The organism is Lelliottia sp. AC1 (assembly GCF_023278595.1).
GTDB classification, from domain to species: Bacteria; Pseudomonadota; Gammaproteobacteria; order Enterobacterales; family Enterobacteriaceae; genus Enterobacter; species Enterobacter nimipressuralis.
Window position 1 is genome coordinate 1,870,946 of record NZ_CP025699.1, and the last position, 17,044, is coordinate 1,887,989.

Consider the following 17,044-nt stretch of genomic DNA (forward strand, 5'->3'; position numbering starts at 1 on the left):
CTATGCTTTATGATTTTCTAAAAACTCTTCAATGTTTTGTATAAGGCCTTCAAGTTGACTTTTGTGCATATTTACTGAACAAGAGTGTTGAAGTTCAGTCTCCATGGCCACCTCAACTTGCACACTACCTTGATTTTTGTCGTTTACACTTTTTATCACAGGTATAGCTCTTGTAGTCATAAATTGAATACTGACAATATCTTTGTTGACAGGATGGGGGATGATATTACCGAACTCAGCACTATGTTCCTGAAAAGACTCTGTTCTTGGCAGTCGAGACATTTTTTCTGACATGTGGATCCTCATTACTGTATGAACGCTTGTTAAAGCAAGTTTGGATAATTGTTATGAATTACATATTGTGACAACTAAAGGAATATCAATCCTTGTTGTAGGACTTAGGCAAGAGAAGCGCAGACAATGTTGCGTCGTAGTGCTCCATATCGAGCCTCAATCACTACCTTTGTTTCGCTTGCTCATATATTTTTCATACATTTCATCAAGTTCTTTCAAGCGAAGGGCAAAAATCCGTAGCATGTTCTGTTGTTCATCTTCTGGGAATTGTCGATAGAGCTCCAGTAAGCGTTGTTCGTTCGCCTTGAGTCCGTCTGTTTCACTAACGCCTTCCCCTAGTAGCCAGGCGACAGAAATGCCAACTGCGTCGGCTATGGCCAGTGCTGATTTTTTACTAATCACTCCTTTTTTGAACCAGCCGTTAACGGCTTGAGGGGTGACTCCAGCTATGCGTGCCATGTCTGCTTTAGTAACGCCGCGCTTGTTGATCTCAGTTAGGCGTTCTACCAAAACAAGGTTGGGTTCTTCTTTTCTCATATAGTCATTGTAAATACTTGGTTTACACACACAATAAACCCAAGGTTTGCATTAAATGTAAATCTGTGGTTTACTTTTATTGATGATAAGTAGGAGAAATACATGTCCGCACTAGATAAAGCAATTAAAGTCGCTGGTTCAGCTAGAAAACTCAGCATTGCACTTGGCGTAACGAGTATGTCGATAAGTCATTGGAAGAATCGCGACCAAGGAATCGTTCCGCCAAGCTACATATTTCTCATTTATAAAATGACGGGTGTAACTCCGCATGAACTACGCCCAGATCTCTACCCAAACCCCACCGACGGTTTACCTAAACAGGAGCCTTAACAATGCAAACTGTTTCATTTCAACAGAGTAGCAGAGCTTGCTCTAATCCACTGATATTCCCATGTCATGAAAGCGAGCCTACTTATCGGACGATAGAGCATCGCGATATCTGCTCTGCGGTTCGGGCGTGGGCAGCAGCAGAAGGGCGCGTGGTTGTTGCACTTCAGATTCAAAAAGCGGCGGAAGAATTTCAACTTGATGGAGTGGATTTCTCAGGCCAAGCCGATGTCTGGAACGTGAAGCTGTTCCGCTGGCTCGACAACAAAGAAGACTCCGCATCGTACCGAAAGAACGTCGAACGGCTGGTGCCAGCGATCATGTCCGTATTACCGCTTCGATACCGCGATCGTGTTGTAAAGAACGACTCGTTTGCCTACCGCATGGCCAGGTTGGAAAAGGAAGTAAGTGAGGTGAAGCAAGCTCTGATGCTCGATGCACCGAAGAAGGAAAAACTGAAGGAGTTAGGCGAGGGGATTTTTGAAATGTTCCGTGTCGATCCGGACCTTACGGCGCCGCTGCTGGCGATGGTCACCACCATGTTGGGTGCAATGTGAAGACTTCAGAAAAGGCGAAAGCCGCGGTGCTCGAACACCAACGGCTTTCAGGTGCAAAAACGGAGTGTAATTGCGGAGCTAAGTATGTCAAACACAGCTGAAATTATCAATTTCCCCCACAGAACCGAACAACCGGGAGGTCGTATGGCCGACCTGTCGAACGGGTATACCAAGGTCGCTAACGAGATCCAACAGCTTAAGCCTCGTCTGAGAATGTCAGGCCGGGAGTGGCAGTGTTTTGAAGCGGTGATCTGGCTTACCTACGGCTGGAATAAGAAACAGGACCGAGTTACGAACACGGTGATCGCCGAGCTTACAGGGCTGAGTGATTCCCATGTTTCTGATGCGCTTAAATCGCTTGCAGAACGCAAAATTATCTTCAGTCAAAAGCAGGGTATGATGAAAATTGTCGGTATAAATACTGACCTTTCCGCCTGGATTTTGGACAAACCGAAAACGGGAAAAGTCTTCCCGAAATCGGGAAAAATGTTACCGAAAACGGGAAAAATCTTCCCGGAAACGGTAGACACCCAAGACTATAACAAGAACAGTAGTAAAAGATCCTCGTCTCGGAATTCTGAAGAATCCCGAAACCAGAAAACTCAAGAGTTTCTCTCTCGCCACCCTGAAGCTGCCGATGGGATATACACTCCGGCAGGTAAATCATGGGGAACGGCTGACGACCTCAAGGCCAGTCACTGGATTTACGACAAGCTTCTCACCGTTAACGCCTCGTTATCCGAACCAAACTGGGCTGAATGGGCAAACACCATCAGGCTGATGCGTGTCCAGGACAATCGTACCCACTACGAAATCTGCGACCTGTTCCAGTGGGCCAACAGAGACGAGTTTTGGAAAGACAACATCCTGAGCCCTTCGAGTTTGCGCAAGCAGTGGGATCAGCTCACCACCAAACGACTGCGCGCAACCGGAGCGGCAAAACCATCCCGGGGCAGCATCGACCTGCATAACACCGACTGGATTTGCGGGGTGCTGGAATGAAAAACCTTGCCGAGGGTATTCGCAATTTTGACCGCGAACAGGCCCGCCGCATGGCACACAACATGCCTGAGCAGTACACCGAGCGAGAACAAACGCAGCAGGTGGCGCAGATTATCAACGGGCTGTTCGTACAGCTGGCGGCCGCGTTCCCCGCAAGCCTGGTTAATCGCAGCCAGGAGGATGTGAACGAGATCCGCCGACAGTGGGTGCTGGCCTTCAAAGAAAACGGGATCACCACCCTGGAACAGGTTGAAGCGGGCATGCGCATCGTGCGGCGCCAGGAGCGACCATTCCTGCCATCGCCTGGCCAGTTTATCAAGTGGTGCAGGGAAGGGCACTGTGTGCTGGGGATCACCACTGCTGACGTTATGGCTGAGTACTGGAAGTGGCGCAAGCTGGTGTTTCGGTACCCGAGCAGCGAGCAGTATCCTTGGCCGAAGCTGGTTTACTACCACATTTGCCTCGAGCTGCGGCGCCGCGGAACTGATGGGCAGCTGTGTCACAAAGAGCTTGAGCGCGAAGCCAGTGACATTCTGGATATGTGGGAAAAGCGTGTGCTGGAAGGTAAGCCAATCCCACCGGTACGGCGCGCGTTGGCAGCGCCACTGACCCCGAAAGGGCCAACGCCAGCTGAGCTGCTTAAAGCGAAGTATGAGCGCATGAAAAATTCTTAGAAACCGCAGTAACTCTTGCTAAGCCTGCAAAGAGTTGCTAAAGAAAACCTATCTCTTTTGTATAGGCTGTAGAGTTACAACCGGATGCCTTTTAGGTGGGAGACGAATATAATGTTTCCAGCCGGAAAGCGTATTTATGAAAGTGTTTTCTTCACTGGATGATATTTCGGAATGTATCTAGGCTGTGCTTACGATCCTTTTTAAAGTTTATGGTGGTGGTGCCATTATGCAGTTTGCTCTATAGCACCGTTTAAACCTTTGTACGAAGAAACTGTAATGGCAAAGAAAAGTAAATCTAAAAAGAACCTATTGGCGAAAGCTGCGCGGATGGAAGAACGAGCGAAAGCTCAAAAAGTTATGTCTTCTTTAAATCTCACGATGGGGCATTACAAAGGAGGGGTAATATATGATCTGATATTACGCCAGCTTCGCGCAGGCTTAAGTTTTGAACAAACTCAAAGCTCTGTGAGAGATAGCAACCTTTTGGAAGAGGCGCGCCAAGGGGAAGCGAAGATACAACAGAAACTGACGGAGCAAAGACTACATGCTCGGCGCATGAATGAAGCGAATAAAGCCTTTAACTTGCTTAACATTACTCATAGGCAACATCGAGGAACTGAAATCTGGGATATGGCAAAAGGATTCGCTAAACTCGAATATACCAGTACTCAAATTCTTGAGCGGTTGCAGGATCATCCTGTAGTTCAAGAGTCCCGCAGCCGAACCCGCGAAATCCGCGAAGAACACGAACGTATTGCTGCAGAAAAGCATGAGGAGCGCTTGCGTACGCGGGTTGATATGCGTGACGTCTTAAAGTATCTGGCTGAGAAGAATGGAAGAAGCTACACCCCGCCAGCTATTCCTGAAACCAAACATCCCAAAACGGTAAGTGTGACAGACAAGCCGCTGCAATATAAGGGAACGGTAAGCGCACGGTTACTGGGTGGCAAACCATCCACCAGCACCGAGAATCCACGTACATATGATTTGCCGAACATGCCCAATAATGCTAGAGGGATAAATACGGTTCGCCTTGCTGATGCGCGGGCGCTTGTGGGAGTGCGTTACGCTGATTTTCTTAAGTATCATATCCATCATAAAGACAATGGGCTGAACGCACTCGAACAGGCAAAAATTTTTATGAAGCAATTTGCTCCGGCAGTTGCTACGCAAGATCCGGCCAATGATCCAGCTATCTTCCCTGATGTTAGTAATGTGAATTCGGATAAAATTCCTGCAGTGGTTGTCCCTGAACCGGTCAAACGAACCTGGTCGAAAGAAGAGAAGCAGAATGCTCGCGACAAAGCGCAAGACGCGGCGCGAGAAGCCCGATATCAGAGTGACCCGCAGCATATTATTGACCCAGTGATCGTGAACGGTACCGAATACCGCAGCACCTGGCATGCAATGGAGTCGCTCGCAATAGGTGAAGATGCCGATGCCCGCCGTTTCCGTCGTGAGATCAAGGTTAAAGGGGAGGCAATTTGGACATATGAGGGCGAGCAATACCGTTTTGAACTGAAAAACAAACGGCCACAACAAATCACCGCTATCCAGGAAGAAGAACAGGATCTTATTGACATTGAATTAAAGGCTAGTGGTCGCGTGGCCGAAATATTCTTGCGTGATCCCCGTGCACAAGCTGTTTTCCGTAAACTGGTATTAGAGAATTTTGGGGAGCGCTGTGCGGTGTCACGTAAGCGTTTAGGCGGCGTACTTGAGGCAGCGCACATTGAAGGTGCGGCTGTAGACGGCTGCTATAACGCTAGCAATGGCGTGCTCTTGTCGCCTACCTTTCATAAGTTGTATGACCGCCATCTCATGGGCATAAATCCGGAATCTATGACTGTGCATTTTGCGTCAGGCATTGAATGGGAAGAATATGAGGGAATTGTGATCACGCCATTACGATATCGCTTAGATAAAGCTCGCTTAGCTGCACGCTGGGCACAGTTCAAAGGAAAACATTGATTATTGTTATTACCATACCGGAGGTTACGCTAGACAGTATTTCGTTCTCTCCGTCTGGTTGTGATAAGCGCGGAGGAGGGGATATCGCCCACTGACATAACGTGATCATTGCGGAAATTTCTAACAATTTGGCTTGGCAATTTGTGACTACATTCAAATACCTTGAGCAGGCAAGATATAAATATCCACTGCTAAAGACTTTTATCAAAAAAGCAACCTACCTGTTTAAATGACTTGATGTACATTTTGTGCCTTTAAATCGTTGCAAAAACTGGGCGATAGGGTTATAAATGCACTGTATAAACATACAGTGATGTGGCGCGAGGTAAATTATGAAAGTTGAGTTAACCATTGATCGTACAAAGAATCTTCCTGATGGAGCTATACCAGCTTTTGAGACAGAATTACTGGGACGCCTCACCAAACAGTTTTCAGATTGTAAGCTGACTATTAGGCGCGCCAGCAATGATGGACTTACCGTTTTTGGAGGAGACAAGATAGAAGTTGAAGAGATACTCCAAGAGATTTGGGAAAGCGCCGACGAGTGGTTTTATTGACCGCATGAGTTTAAAGGGGCAGTTTAAAAGTATATCGCTATTTGTATAGCTGCTCCCAATAACTATTAACTGCGTCAATATGTCGCTTTGGGGGAAATAGTGAGCAGTACTAATACCATTACAGCTGATGACCATTGGTATGATGTGGTCAGAAGGGCCGATAAAGAAGTGATTTATAGCTTCCCGGCTGATGGAAGATATCTTGTTTATCGCGTAAATGGATTGGTTTCATTGCGTCCTCTCCTTGAGGATGAAGAAATCTTTACCCTCAACGGGTTTATGCAGTTTGCTACACGTCTGGGCTACCGGCTCATCCCGCCGTCTGATATTATTCTTTCATAGGCCTGAACAACCTATACCTGATGCGCCACGGAGAAAACCATGGCGCTCGAACTACAACTCATTAAGCACCACACAGGTATTCTGATCCCGGCCACACCCGAGACCAGCGATATTCTGCAATCAAAAATTAAGCTCGGCGACGTTCTGGTTGCTGAGTTCAAGCGGGTCCGAAACCCGGCATTCCACCGGCGCTTTTTCGCGCTTCTCAATCTCGGTTTTGAATACTGGGAACCTACCGGCGGAGCTATCTCCAGTAATGAGCGCAAGCTTATTAACGGCTACGCTAAATTCCTCGCAACCTATGCCGGGAATGAAAGCGCGCTGATCGATGCTGCTGAGCAATATTTGGAACAGGTCGCCAATCGCCGCATCACGAATGGTATCAGTCTTTGCAAGTCCTTCGATGCATACCGCTCCTGGGTGATCGTCGAGGCAGGGCACTTCGACGCCATCCAACTGCCCGACGGCACTCTTCGAAAACACCCTCGCAGTATCTCTTTTGCCAACATGGAAGAACTCGAGTTCCAGCAGCTCTACAAGGCTGCGCTCGATGTCCTATGGCGCTGGATTTTGTCCCGTTCATTCAGCAGTCGCGATGAAGCCGAAAACGTAGCCGCGCAGCTGCTTGGTTTTGCGGGGTGATGGCGATGAAATACTCCTATTTCCATCACACCGACTGCAGCACCGAACAGGCCGACGAATTGCTACGGCGCTATAAAGCGCGGGGCGTGCGTGTTGAGCGCAGCTTAAACCCGGATTTTGTCACCTGGACCGTCAGTGCGTTCCTGCCAACAACAAACATCCCAGCGCGCCCTGATAGCCGCTGGCGTAAACGGATGTGGGGGTAAAGTGAATACATATCAAATCACATTACCCTGGCCGCCGAGCAACAATCGCTATTACCGACACAACCGAGGGCGTACGCATATAAGCGCCGAAGGCGTCGCCTACCGGAACGCCGTGGCCATTATTGTTCGCAAAAGTCTGCTGAATATCCGCACGGCCTCACCGCTCAAAATGCGTATTGAATGCCACATGCCTGACCGCCGGCGCCGCGATCTGGATAACCTGCAAAAAGCTGCATTCGACGCTTTAACCAAGGCGGGTTTCTGGGTGGATGATTGCCAGGTTATCGATTACCGCGTTGTGAAAATGCCGATCGTGAAAGGCGGCCGTCTCGAAATGACTATTACAGAACTTGAGGCCCCATGAGTCCAGAGCTGGTCGAAATACTCCGCATACGTTGGCAACGTCTCCGCGTTTATCGGCGTCCCGGTTCGGTGCTGGTGGACTATCGCATCCTCCGTAACTTTATTCGCATTTACTACATGGCAGGAGCTGCTGAATGAATCTTGAAAACACAGTGAAATACCACTTCGCAAAATCCACGCTGATCAGCGACTCTCCGCGCGCAACTGCCTCAGATTCTTTGACCGGCACGGATATCATGGCTGCCATGGGTATGACCCAAGAACGGGCTGCGATGGGTTACAGTGCCTTCCTGGGCAAGATGGGTATCAGCAATAACGACCGGGAGAGGGCGATTGAACTGCTGGCCGAGTATGCACTGACCAAATGCGATAGCGTAGCGGCCCTGCGCAAACTGGACGTCGGAGTTAAACCGCTGGTGATGCGCCAGCTGGCCACCTTTGCTTTTGAGGACTATTCTCGCAGCGCCGCCAGCGTGAAGCAGTGCGAATGCTGCGCTGGGCAGGGGTTCATTGAGGCTGACGTGTTTACGATGAAATCGCACTACACCATGAAACTCCCTCAGTGGGCAAAAGACCTCAAGCAGTCTCCGAGTGATTTTGAAGTTAAACGCCAGGTGAAAGAGGTTGCGCGTGTTATCTGTTCAGCCTGCAATGGGAAAAAGGTGATTAGCTGCGCTTGCGGCGATTGCCGGGGCCGCGGTAAAGCGGTTAACAAGGTTCTCACTGATAAACAGGGCGTGCCGGTTCTGGCCGATTGCAAACGCTGCAGTGGGCGCGGCTATGAGCGAATCCCTTCGACTGAGGCGTATGCAGCTGTTTGCCAGATAACTGATGCCATCACGCTAGATACCTGGAAGAAATCCGTTAAGCCATTCTACGATCAGCTAATCAACAAGTTCGATGTCGAAGAGGCATGGGCAGAGGAGCAACTTAAACAGATAACAAAATAGGGCGTTATTTTATCGTGAGCTATTTACTTTTCCCGAATCTGTGGTAATTTTGCTCTAACGATGGGTTATTGCCTTCGTATAAAGCCCTGCGGTTAACACCGTGGGGCTTTTTTATGTTTTTCCAGAGCACACTTCTGTACCTGTGTGATTCTTCCGTAATTATCTTTTAACTAAAATCGCTTTACCATCTACGTGTGATTCGATTTTATATTGTCTTAATTTTTTAATGGCCGATATGGACCCTGCTCCAGTCGCAATCGCAATTGCTGCCGTGGTTGCTGGTAATCCAATGCTGGCTACTGCAGCCGGTGCAGCAATCATTGATAATGCGGAGCTAGTTCCTCCCGTCGCGGGTGTCATAGCAAATGCTGCATACGCGATGCTAATTGCGCCAATAGCAATAGCCCATGTAACTGCGCCGCTGGCGACGATTTTTACAGTACCCTTCGTTATATCACCAGTGACTTCTATTTTGTTTGAACCACAGGCTATTGCGTTTGCAAGGTCTTTGTAAGTAGAGACTGTCTGCATAAAAATTTCCCAGAGTAAATGTTCATATCATTATCGGTAGAACAATCCCTCAGCTTTAGCCATATCGACTAATCATCTTAAAACTTTCAACACCCGCTAACTACGCGAGGTGAGAGCATGTATCGCATGGACAAACTAACAACGGGTATTGCTTATGGGGCATCAGCCGGGAATGCCGGATTCTGGTTGTTCCAAGTGCTCGATAAAGTCAGTCCATCTCAATGGGCTGCTATAGGTGTGCTAGGGAGTCTCCTCTTCGGCCTACTTACGTATCTGACGAATCTGTATTTCAAAATCAAAGAAGATCGGCGTAAAGCCGCGAGAGGTGAATGATGTCCCCAGCACTGCGAAACAGCGTTATTGGTGCCGGGAGTGCGATTGCCATCGCCGCTGCGCTAATCACCGGGCCAACTGGTAACGATGGCCTTGAGGGAGTGAGTTACAAACCCTATCAGGATATCATCGGCGTCTGGACCGTCTGTTATGGGCATGCAGGAAAGGACGTCATGCTCGGTAAGACTTACACTGAGTCTGAGTGTCGCGCGCTACTCAATAAAGACCTGAACAATGTCGCCCGCCAGATTGACCCGTATATCCTGAAGCCAATTCCCGAAACTATGCGCGGTGCGCTTTACTCGTTCGTATATAACGTTGGCGCCGGAAATTTCAAGACATCGACGTTGTTGCGGAAAATTAACCAGGGCGACCAAACAGGCGCGTGCGATCAGCTGCGGCGCTGGACTTATGCTGGCGGCAAGCAGTGGAAAGGGTTAATAACGCGCCGTGAGATTGAGCGCGAAGTCTGCATGTGGGGCCAGAAATGAGCCGATTAACCGCAATCATCTGCACTGTCGTTATCTGTCTGCTGGTTTCCATGGCATGGGCGATTAATCACTACCGCGACAACGCCATCACATACAAAGACCAGCGCGATAAGGCGACTGAGAAACTCAGCCTGGCGAAGGCCACCATCAAAGATATGCAGACCCGGCAGCGAGATGTCGCTGCACTGGATGCTAAATACACGAAGGAATTAGCCGATGCGAAATCTCAGCTTGAAGATCTGCAGCGTTGCGTTAGCTCTGGTAAGTGTGGGCTGCACGTCAACGCCAGATGTCCCGCTAATGGAACGGCCGGAACCGGCAGCCTGGGCGATGCTTCCGGTCCCCGACTTACTGACTCCGCTGAACGGGATTATTTCACCCTCAGAGAGCGAATCGTCACAGTGACTAAGCAAGTCGGATATTTACAGGACTACATCAAATATCAGTGTCTGAAATAAAAATATTTTCGAGTGGTTATGACTATTCATGGCTATTGAAACGCGCTCATAGCTATTAATAGGTGAGCTATATCTAATTGAAATTAAATGATTTAATCAAGCCTCGCATTCGTGGGGCTTTTCATTTTGCGGTGCCAACCCGCACAAAGAACTGCCGACCGAAACGGTAGAGCATGTGCCTGCGATAACTGCCAGATCCTGATTGGTTATCGCATGTTCGATGCAAGTAAAACACACCGAACCCTAACCTGTGAAATGAGCCTTTGGAGACGTCAGTTTAGTGCTGGCGAGCTTTCGGTGGGCTGGCGTTTCAATTCGGCAAAGGTTCATCTCACAAGTAAGGAAAACGCTATGAATAATCCGTCAATTATTCCAGCCTTCGATTTTCGCGAAATGGTCACGACCCTCGATAACAAGATAATCACCACATCACTCAAGGTGGCGGGCTACTTTGGTAAGCGACATAAAGACGTTTTGCGCGCCATACGTAACCTGAAATGCTCCGATGATTTCACCCAGCGCAATTTTGCGCCCATTGATTTCATTGATAAAAATGGCGATATTCAGCCGATGTATAACATCACCCGGGACGGATGCATGATGCTTGTAATGGGGTTCACTGGCAAAACAGCCGCCGCAGTCAAGGAGTGCTACATCAATGCCTTTAACTGGATGGCTGAGCAGCTGAGCCGAAGAGTTGCCATGGGCGAAGAAATGCAGCACCGCTACGCCATCAAAGAAACTCGTTCAAAACTGAAAGGAACAATCGGCAGCCGGTTGATGAATGAGCGCAAGAAAGAGAAGCGCGTTCTAGCCGTGGAGCATGAACACATCATGCAGGTCACCCAGCCTGACTTGCTGATCGGATAAGCCATTACAAAGCTCGTCTGCGGGTGGGCTTGATAAAGGCGTTTATACGATTAAATTTTTCTGCTCCGGTGCCGATAACTTTGGTAAATGAAAGCAGGGGGGTTTATGGCAAGTGTTGTTAACGAATTGAAAAAACATGGGCATTACTCGACTCGAACGGTTGAAGAAAATAATGAGGCTCTGGATTTACTGGGAGCTGGATTAGTTAAAACCTCCAGTGGTGGATCGACTATTGTTGGTGGAGTAAGCATCCCAATATTTAACTGTACAGCGACAGCCAAGTTCAAAAAACTTGCCAAAGATAAAAAAATCTAACCGCTCTAGGGCGGTTTTTTATTGCCATCAACGACTCGGAAGTGTCTAGATTATCCGTGGAGATTCAGACCGGACAGCTTAAAACAGTTCCACTTTGTGCCTGTGGATGGTTCTTAGTGCGAGAAACATACTTTTCTATTAAGGACATTTCGAGATTCGCAACAATAATCATAAAACCCTATAATGATGAGGAGGCTTTATGAGCGATAACCGTCCTGTACCGTGGCCGTTTGAAAGTGAGTTTGTATCACCTACTATTGACGAGCTGAAAGGCAGAGTTTGCCGGTTTGTTCGGCGAAGTGATCTAATCACTCAAGAAGTTATTCCGGGGAGAGTAACGTTCTATCTTGAGGACGATTACCGCCTGGTAGGGGTAATCGTAGAACCAGATTTACCAAGCGAGTAAGTTCTGAATAAAATTGCCAGATGCATAATCAAAAAGGCCAGTATCTGCTGGCCTTTTTAGCCATAAATTATTTCTTTAGCCAAACATTTTATATAGTGATTATTTGAAAGTGTTACATTGAAGTTTCAGGATGCTGTGCGGCAATCTTATAGCAATTATCTCTGACTTGTCGTGCTAGAACTAATCCCGCCTCAAATCTACCAGAGGCAGTCGAGTCATCTGCAGAATTTAAGTAGACATTGTAAAGCTGCATTACGATAGCTTGGTACGCTTGATTTATTGCTTCATTAGTTGAATTTCCAGGCATCATTTTTCTCCGGTTGAACCATACATACTATATACCTCGGACTGGCACTACACACTTCAACCATAAAGTTCCTATAAGGATTAATCTATAAGGACAAAGTATGAATAAACCGGACTGGGGCGTGCTTCAGCAACGGTTCCTGTCCGAACATGCCGCAACCGGCGTATCACCAAAGGAGTGGTGTGAAGCGCAGGGACTGAACTACGCTACCGCCCGTCGATATATCAAAAAACCTTCTGCACAAACTGCGCAAAAATCTGCGCAGAAAAAAATGCGCACTGCGCAGAAAGAACAAAGCGCAGAAGTGCTGGTGGATGATGAAGAACTTACTGCTCAGCAGCGAATATTTGTCGCGGAGTATCTGAAGGACAACAACGCCACTCGGGCTGCTATCCGAGCTGGGTACAGCAAGAAAACCGCGCGGGAGCAATCAAGTCGGCTGTTATCAAATGTTAAGGTTGCGCGGGCTATAGCTCGACAGCAGAAAGCCTCCATTGCGCGCACGCTTGGCAGTGCCGATGAAGTCCTCGCGCAGATGTGGCAGCTCGCCACTTTCGATGCAAATCAGCTTTCGCAGTATCGCCGCGGTGCGTGTCGTTACTGCTGGGGCTTCGGTCATCACTACCAGTGGCGGGATGCCGTAGAGTTTGATGAGGAGCTTGCTAAGGTTGAAGGACGAGAAGAGGCAAGACAGCCTGAGGACACCGGCGGCTATGGCTACGACCACAACCGGGAACCAAACCCCGCGTGCCCACGCTGCAACGGTGATGGACTTGGCCAGGCTTACTTCCCTGATACACGCAAACTTCCAGCGATATCCCGGCTCGCTTATTCCGGTGTGAAAGTCGGCAAGAACGGCGTTGAAATCACAGCCATCAGCCGTGAACGCATGTTTGAAGCGGTGATGAAGCGTCTTGGCCTGGCAGATAGTGAGTTCGCGCAGAAGCTGCAGCAAATCGAAATCGACCGCCGTCTTCTGGAGATCGAGAAACTCCGTAAAGAGCTGGCCGGTGATGGTGAGGGCGATGAACCAACCCCAGTGCAGATCAATATCAACGTAGTGGATGCGAGGGCAGACGATGGGGATCAGCCCGACACTTAACATTCCTCAGGCGCGCTTCCTCGCGATGCAGCATAAGTTCAAAGCCTACGTTGCCGGTTTCGGTTCTGGTAAAACGTGGGTGGGTTGCGGCGGCATCTGCAAGGGAATGTGGGAGTTCCCGAAGATTAACCAGGGCTACTTCGCGCCGACGTACCCTCAGATCCGCGACATCTTTTATCCCACCGTTGAGGAAGTTGCCCACGATTGGGGCCTGAGCGTCAAAATCAATGAGGGGAACAAAGAGGTCCATTTCTACGAAGGGCGGCGTTATCGCGGAACAACGATCTGCCGCTCGATGGAGAAACCCGGCTCAATAGTCGGCTTCAAAATCGGAAACGCGATGGTGGATGAGCTGGACGTTATGCCGGCGGCAAAAGCGCAGCAGGCATGGCGAAAAATCATCGCGCGTATGCGTTACAACGTTCCGGGTCTGCGAAACGGTATTGATGTCACCACAACACCGGAAGGCTTCAAGTTCGTCTATCAGCAATTCGTGAAGGCGGTGCGGGATAGGCCTGAACTGGCTGCCCTGTACGGATTGATTCAGGCCAGCACGTTCGACAATGCGAAGAACCTCCCTGACGATTACATTCCGTCATTGCTCAGCTCATACCCGGACGAGTTGATCCAGGCCTATCTGCGCGGCAAGTTCACTAACCTGAACAGCGGGACGATTTACCACACCTTCAACCGTAAACTTAATAACTGCACTGACGAGATTCAGGACAACGATCCACTGTTTATCGGCATGGACTTCAACGTGGGGAAAATGGCTGCGATTGTTCACGTGAAACGCAACAGTCTGCCGCGCGCCGTTCGTGAGCTGGTGAAGGTCTACGACACCCCGGCGATGATCAAACGCATCCAGGAGGAGTTCTGGCGATACGAGGATGGCCGCTACGTTAAAAGCCGGGAGATTTACATCTATCCGGATGCCTCAGGCGATTCCCGCAAATCGCAGAACGCCAGCAAGACCGATATTGCTCAGCTTAACGACGCCGGATTCAGCGTTATCGTCGATGATGCCAACCCGCCGGTTAAAGACCGCATCAACTCGATGAACGCCATGTTCTGCAACGCTAACGGTGAACGCCGGTATCTGGTGAACGTCCAGAACTGCCCGGTCTATACCGAAAGCCTCGAGCAGCAGATATGGGCGGCAAACGGCGAACCGGATAAATCAGCAGATAACGATCACCCCAACGACGCTGGCGGGTACTTCATCGTGAAGGATTACCCGATCGTGAAGCCAGCCTACTCAATCACCATGGACACCACTTTCTGATATGGCAAACGACGACATCACCTGGGTTCGACCAGAACACCGGGCGGCTTCTGCTGCCTGGCGGAAATACCGCGACTTCTGCAAGGGGGCTGAGGCGGTTAAGGATGCTGGCAATAAATATCTGCCGTTCCTCGATCCGACTGATAAATCCTCGCGCAACCGTAAGCGCAACGAGGACTATCTGAGCCGCGCGGTTTTCTACGCCATTACGGGCAATACGAAAATAGGCTTGCTTGGGTTGGCGTACCGGAAAGATCCGACGTTCAGTGGTCCCGAAAAGCTCATGTATCTGCTGAATAATGCAGATGGGGCGGGGACGAGCATTTATCAGCAGTCTCAACTGGTGACTGAAAACGTGCTGGAGGTTGCGCGAGACGGCATTTACGTCGATTACGCTGAGGCCACCAACGAGGCAATCATCCTTCGCTATCCGGCTGAAAACATTATCAACTGGCGAACGAAGCGCATCAATGGGCGCGATCAGCTGGTGCTGGTGGTGCTGCGTGAATGTGTCGAACAACCGGATGGTTACGCCTACAAAGATGAAATCCAGTATCGCGAGCTGGCGCTGCAAGAGGGGAAGTTTATCTGTCGGGTATGGCGCCGAAGCGGCGGAACCGCCAGCGGGACTTATACCATCGACAGCGAGTACCAACCCAAACCCAAAGGGATGGATTACTGGGATGAAATTCCGTTCACCTTTGTCGGCGCGCAGAATAACGATCCGACAATAGATGATTCCCCGCTGGCGGCGCTGGTGGAGATTAACCACGGTCATTACCGCAACAGTGCGGACTATGAAGACAGCGTGTGGTTCTGCGGGCAGGTTCAGCCGTACATGACTGGGCTCGACACGGGCTGGCGAGATCACCTTGAGAAGAAGGGCGTGAAAATTGGTTCCCGATCACCGCTTTTGCTTCCCAAAGAAGGCTCGTTTGGTTATGCCCAGGCGCAGCCGAACATGCTGGCTAAAGAGGCTATGGACAGTAAGCGCGATTACATGGTGCAACTGGGCGCCCGACTGATTGAGCAGAACGCCACGGCGAAGACTGCAACGCAGGCGAGCGGGGAGCAAACTTCATCCACATCGGTGCTCGGTATCTGTGTATCGAACGTATCCGAGGCCTATACCCTGGCGCTGGGCTGGTGCGCTAAATACCTAGGACTCAAAGATGAATCTCCTGCTTACACCATCAACCAGGAATTCATCGCGAAGGTGGCCGAGTCCGGTATGGTCACTGCGATCGTGAACGCCTGGCAGTCTGGCGCGTTGCGCGATACCGATATGATTCGGGCATTGCAGAAGCTCGATCTGATTGACCCGGCAGATAATCCTGATGATGTGATCGATGCGCTTCGCAACCAGGCACCCACAATGACAGGAGGCTAGCATGCCAACCGTCAACGAAAGCCTGCGTGACGAGGCGATTGGGCATTCGATATGGCTCAGCCGCTACGCCACGGGCGTGGCAAATCGGATGGTGAAGTTGTTGAACGAGACGGACGCAGACCTGTCGGCGCGGCTGCTGGATGCGTTGGACCGATTACCTCCGGAGAGCTTCACCGTTAACCGGCTGGAAAGCTTGCTGGGCAGCGTGCGGCAACTGAATCATCAGGCCGTATCTGCAATGCAGGCTGGGCTGGAAAGTGAGCTGGTGGCGCTGGCAAAGAACGAAGCCAGTTATCAGTTGAGCCTGTTCGATTCCCTCCTGCCTTCGCAGGTACTCTCCCGATATCCGCTGCAGGGCATTACGGCTGACATGGTCTACGCCGCGGCGATGGTCCAGCCCTTTCAAGGGCGGCTCCTGAGTGAGTGGGCGAGCAATCTGGAATCGGACAGACTAACGCGCATCCTGAACACCGTGCGCCGTGGCTACATGGCAGGCGACACGGTGGAAGCGATTGCTCGAAACGTTCGTGGACACGCCAACAAGGACTACCGCGACGGCGCGCTCCAAATGAGCAGGGCGAATGCCGCCAGCATAGCTAAAACTGCAATAAATCATCTGGCCGCGACCGCGCGTAACAGCTTCACCAGCGCCAACAGCGATGTCGTGAAAGGTAAGCAGTGGTTATCCACGCTGGACAACAAAACCAGTCACGACTGTATCGTTCGCGATCTGCTGCGTTACACCCTGGACAATAAGCCGGTAGGGCATAAGGTGCCTTACCTGCAGGGACCCGGGAAAATTCACTTCTGCTGTCGTTCAACCGAAACGCTGATCCTCAAGTCCTGGCGTGAGCTCGGCATTGATACAGACGAAATGGACGAGGGCACCCGCGCCAGTATGGACGGGCAGGTCCCGGAGAAAACCACGTATCTGGAGTGGCTCAAACGTCAGCCGGCGCAGCGGCAGGATCAGGTGCTGGGCGCAGAACGCGGGCGTCTGCTCCGTGCCGGTGAAATTGATATGGGTGACATGTTCACCGATAAAGGCGAGTGGATCACTCTGGATAAACTCAAACAGCTATCAGCGTCTGATAACTGACAAACATCACTTACATCACGCCCTGGCACCCGCCG

The 17,044-nt window shown here is 50.1% G+C and carries 25 protein-coding genes; 22 read left to right on the plus strand and 3 right to left on the minus strand.

The features are described from left to right. The gene (locus C0560_RS08765) at positions 1-294 is read right to left on the minus strand and encodes a hypothetical protein (RefSeq protein ID WP_248860008.1); all 294 of its coding nucleotides are present in this window, start codon (positions 292-294) and stop codon (positions 1-3) included. Between the two features lie 156 nt (positions 295-450). Next, positions 451-831 (minus strand): helix-turn-helix domain-containing protein, encoded by a 381-nt coding sequence (locus C0560_RS08770; protein WP_047057724.1) that lies wholly within the window; start codon positions 829-831, stop codon positions 451-453. Between the two features lie 102 nt (positions 832-933). On the opposite strand from C0560_RS08770, the gene C0560_RS08775 reads away from it, so the two are divergent. The 12 genes from C0560_RS08775 (at position 934) to C0560_RS08830 (ending at position 8,422) form a co-directional block, all read left to right on the plus strand. After that, complete coding sequence (locus C0560_RS08775; protein WP_072056838.1) at positions 934-1,161, plus strand: YdaS family helix-turn-helix protein; 228 nt, start codon at positions 934-936, stop codon at positions 1,159-1,161. A gap of 2 nt (positions 1,162-1,163) precedes the next feature. Further along, positions 1,164-1,715: a toxin YdaT family protein gene (locus C0560_RS08780; protein ID WP_248860009.1), complete on the plus strand. Its 552-nt coding sequence runs from the start codon at positions 1,164-1,166 to the stop codon at positions 1,713-1,715. An 84-nt stretch (positions 1,716-1,799) separates the two neighbouring features. Further along, positions 1,800-2,717: a replication protein gene (locus C0560_RS08785; RefSeq protein WP_248860010.1), complete on the plus strand. Its 918-nt coding sequence runs from the start codon at positions 1,800-1,802 to the stop codon at positions 2,715-2,717. Next, on the plus strand, positions 2,714-3,391 hold the full coding sequence (locus tag C0560_RS08790) for a replication protein P (protein WP_248860011.1): 678 nt from the start codon (positions 2,714-2,716) through the stop codon (positions 3,389-3,391). Before C0560_RS08785 ends, C0560_RS08790 begins: the two co-directional genes overlap by 4 nt. A gap of 276 nt (positions 3,392-3,667) precedes the next feature. Further along, positions 3,668-5,362, plus strand: a complete 1,695-nt coding sequence (locus C0560_RS08795; protein WP_248860013.1) for an HNH endonuclease — start codon at positions 3,668-3,670, stop codon at positions 5,360-5,362. 332 nt (positions 5,363-5,694) lie between these two features. Then, the gene (locus tag C0560_RS08800; protein ID WP_248860015.1) at positions 5,695-5,919 is read left to right on the plus strand and encodes a DinI family protein; all 225 of its coding nucleotides are present in this window, start codon (positions 5,695-5,697) and stop codon (positions 5,917-5,919) included. 99 nt (positions 5,920-6,018) lie between these two features. Further along, positions 6,019-6,261, plus strand: a complete 243-nt coding sequence (locus C0560_RS08805; protein WP_248860016.1) for a hypothetical protein — start codon at positions 6,019-6,021, stop codon at positions 6,259-6,261. A 39-nt stretch (positions 6,262-6,300) separates the two neighbouring features. Then, entirely contained in the window at positions 6,301-6,903 is a 603-nt protein-coding gene (locus C0560_RS08810) for a DUF1367 family protein (RefSeq protein ID WP_248860018.1), read from the plus strand. Next, positions 6,903-7,109, plus strand: coding sequence for a hypothetical protein (locus C0560_RS08815; protein WP_248860020.1), 207 nt, complete (start codon positions 6,903-6,905; stop codon positions 7,107-7,109). Before C0560_RS08810 ends, C0560_RS08815 begins: the two co-directional genes overlap by 1 nt. A 1-nt stretch (position 7,110) precedes the next feature. After that, complete coding sequence (rusA, locus tag C0560_RS08820; RefSeq protein ID WP_248860021.1) at positions 7,111-7,473, plus strand: crossover junction endodeoxyribonuclease RusA; 363 nt, start codon at positions 7,111-7,113, stop codon at positions 7,471-7,473. Next, positions 7,470-7,610 (plus strand): YlcG family protein, encoded by a 141-nt coding sequence (locus tag C0560_RS08825; RefSeq protein ID WP_248860023.1) that lies wholly within the window; start codon positions 7,470-7,472, stop codon positions 7,608-7,610. The genes rusA and C0560_RS08825 overlap by 4 nt, the downstream gene beginning before the upstream one ends. After that, entirely contained in the window at positions 7,607-8,422 is an 816-nt protein-coding gene (locus C0560_RS08830) for an antitermination protein (protein ID WP_248860025.1), read from the plus strand. The genes C0560_RS08825 and C0560_RS08830 overlap by 4 nt, the downstream gene beginning before the upstream one ends. 159 nt (positions 8,423-8,581) lie before the next feature. On the opposite strand, the gene C0560_RS08835 is transcribed toward C0560_RS08830, so the two are convergent. Next, positions 8,582-8,953 carry a hypothetical protein gene (locus C0560_RS08835; RefSeq protein ID WP_103948523.1) on the minus strand — a complete coding sequence of 124 codons (372 nt, stop codon included), beginning with the start codon at positions 8,951-8,953 and terminating at the stop codon, positions 8,582-8,584. Between the two features lie 117 nt (positions 8,954-9,070). On the opposite strand from C0560_RS08835, the gene C0560_RS08840 reads away from it, so the two are divergent. The 10 genes from C0560_RS08840 to C0560_RS08885 all read left to right on the plus strand — a co-directional run bounded on the left by C0560_RS08840 (position 9,071) and on the right by C0560_RS08885 (position 17,009). Beyond that, entirely contained in the window at positions 9,071-9,286 is a 216-nt protein-coding gene (locus C0560_RS08840) for a class II holin family protein (protein ID WP_248860027.1), read from the plus strand. Further along, positions 9,286-9,777: a lysozyme gene (locus C0560_RS08845; RefSeq protein WP_248860265.1), complete on the plus strand. Its 492-nt coding sequence runs from the start codon at positions 9,286-9,288 to the stop codon at positions 9,775-9,777. Before C0560_RS08840 ends, C0560_RS08845 begins: the two co-directional genes overlap by 1 nt. Next, positions 9,774-10,235 carry a lysis protein gene (locus C0560_RS08850; RefSeq protein WP_248860028.1) on the plus strand — a complete coding sequence of 154 codons (462 nt, stop codon included), beginning with the start codon at positions 9,774-9,776 and terminating at the stop codon, positions 10,233-10,235. The genes C0560_RS08845 and C0560_RS08850 overlap by 4 nt, the downstream gene beginning before the upstream one ends. Before the next feature lie 351 nt (positions 10,236-10,586). Continuing rightward, on the plus strand, positions 10,587-11,105 hold the full coding sequence (locus C0560_RS08855) for a Rha family transcriptional regulator (RefSeq protein WP_248860030.1): 519 nt from the start codon (positions 10,587-10,589) through the stop codon (positions 11,103-11,105). Between the two features lie 105 nt (positions 11,106-11,210). Next, positions 11,211-11,420: a hypothetical protein gene (locus tag C0560_RS08860; protein WP_248860032.1), complete on the plus strand. Its 210-nt coding sequence runs from the start codon at positions 11,211-11,213 to the stop codon at positions 11,418-11,420. Between the two features lie 199 nt (positions 11,421-11,619). Beyond that, positions 11,620-11,826 (plus strand): hypothetical protein, encoded by a 207-nt coding sequence (locus C0560_RS08865; protein ID WP_127341498.1) that lies wholly within the window; start codon positions 11,620-11,622, stop codon positions 11,824-11,826. A gap of 407 nt (positions 11,827-12,233) precedes the next feature. After that, a complete protein-coding gene (locus tag C0560_RS08870; protein WP_248860034.1) occupies positions 12,234-13,235 on the plus strand; it encodes a terminase small subunit in 1,002 nt (333 codons plus the stop codon). Further along, entirely contained in the window at positions 13,213-14,520 is a 1,308-nt protein-coding gene (locus tag C0560_RS08875; RefSeq protein WP_248860036.1) for a terminase large subunit domain-containing protein, read from the plus strand. Before C0560_RS08870 ends, C0560_RS08875 begins: the two co-directional genes overlap by 23 nt. Before the next feature lies 1 nt (position 14,521). After that, positions 14,522-15,910: a DUF4055 domain-containing protein gene (locus tag C0560_RS08880; protein WP_248860037.1), complete on the plus strand. Its 1,389-nt coding sequence runs from the start codon at positions 14,522-14,524 to the stop codon at positions 15,908-15,910. A 1-nt stretch (position 15,911) separates the two neighbouring features. Beyond that, positions 15,912-17,009, plus strand: coding sequence for a phage minor head protein (locus tag C0560_RS08885; RefSeq protein WP_248860039.1), 1,098 nt, complete (start codon positions 15,912-15,914; stop codon positions 17,007-17,009). Positions 17,010-17,044: the final 35 nt, after the last annotated feature.

Excerpts from the sequence above, each read along its gene's own strand:
- C0560_RS08765 (WP_248860008.1), bottom strand. The coding sequence starts at position 294 with ATGTCAGAAAAAATGTCTCGACTGCCAAGAACAGAGTCTTTTCAGGAA.
- C0560_RS08770 (WP_047057724.1), bottom strand. The coding sequence starts at position 831 with ATGAGAAAAGAAGAACCCAACCTTGTTTTGGTAGAACGCCTAACTGAG.
- C0560_RS08775 (WP_072056838.1), top strand. The coding sequence starts at position 934 with ATGTCCGCACTAGATAAAGCAATTAAAGTCGCTGGTTCAGCTAGAAAA.
- C0560_RS08780 (WP_248860009.1), top strand. The coding sequence starts at position 1,164 with ATGCAAACTGTTTCATTTCAACAGAGTAGCAGAGCTTGCTCTAATCCA.
- C0560_RS08785 (WP_248860010.1), top strand. The coding sequence starts at position 1,800 with ATGTCAAACACAGCTGAAATTATCAATTTCCCCCACAGAACCGAACAA.
- C0560_RS08790 (WP_248860011.1), top strand. The coding sequence starts at position 2,714 with ATGAAAAACCTTGCCGAGGGTATTCGCAATTTTGACCGCGAACAGGCC.
- C0560_RS08795 (WP_248860013.1), top strand. The coding sequence starts at position 3,668 with ATGGCAAAGAAAAGTAAATCTAAAAAGAACCTATTGGCGAAAGCTGCG.
- C0560_RS08800 (WP_248860015.1), top strand. The coding sequence starts at position 5,695 with ATGAAAGTTGAGTTAACCATTGATCGTACAAAGAATCTTCCTGATGGA.
- C0560_RS08810 (WP_248860018.1), top strand. The coding sequence starts at position 6,301 with ATGGCGCTCGAACTACAACTCATTAAGCACCACACAGGTATTCTGATC.
- C0560_RS08815 (WP_248860020.1), top strand. The coding sequence starts at position 6,903 with ATGGCGATGAAATACTCCTATTTCCATCACACCGACTGCAGCACCGAA.
- C0560_RS08825 (WP_248860023.1), top strand. The coding sequence starts at position 7,470 with ATGAGTCCAGAGCTGGTCGAAATACTCCGCATACGTTGGCAACGTCTC.
- C0560_RS08830 (WP_248860025.1), top strand. The coding sequence starts at position 7,607 with ATGAATCTTGAAAACACAGTGAAATACCACTTCGCAAAATCCACGCTG.
- C0560_RS08835 (WP_103948523.1), bottom strand. The coding sequence starts at position 8,953 with ATGCAGACAGTCTCTACTTACAAAGACCTTGCAAACGCAATAGCCTGT.
- C0560_RS08840 (WP_248860027.1), top strand. The coding sequence starts at position 9,071 with ATGTATCGCATGGACAAACTAACAACGGGTATTGCTTATGGGGCATCA.
- C0560_RS08845 (WP_248860265.1), top strand. The coding sequence starts at position 9,286 with ATGTCCCCAGCACTGCGAAACAGCGTTATTGGTGCCGGGAGTGCGATT.
- C0560_RS08850 (WP_248860028.1), top strand. The coding sequence starts at position 9,774 with ATGAGCCGATTAACCGCAATCATCTGCACTGTCGTTATCTGTCTGCTG.
- C0560_RS08855 (WP_248860030.1), top strand. The coding sequence starts at position 10,587 with ATGAATAATCCGTCAATTATTCCAGCCTTCGATTTTCGCGAAATGGTC.
- C0560_RS08860 (WP_248860032.1), top strand. The coding sequence starts at position 11,211 with ATGGCAAGTGTTGTTAACGAATTGAAAAAACATGGGCATTACTCGACT.
- C0560_RS08865 (WP_127341498.1), top strand. The coding sequence starts at position 11,620 with ATGAGCGATAACCGTCCTGTACCGTGGCCGTTTGAAAGTGAGTTTGTA.
- C0560_RS08870 (WP_248860034.1), top strand. The coding sequence starts at position 12,234 with ATGAATAAACCGGACTGGGGCGTGCTTCAGCAACGGTTCCTGTCCGAA.
- C0560_RS08875 (WP_248860036.1), top strand. The coding sequence starts at position 13,213 with ATGGGGATCAGCCCGACACTTAACATTCCTCAGGCGCGCTTCCTCGCG.
- C0560_RS08880 (WP_248860037.1), top strand. The coding sequence starts at position 14,522 with ATGGCAAACGACGACATCACCTGGGTTCGACCAGAACACCGGGCGGCT.
- C0560_RS08885 (WP_248860039.1), top strand. The coding sequence starts at position 15,912 with ATGCCAACCGTCAACGAAAGCCTGCGTGACGAGGCGATTGGGCATTCG.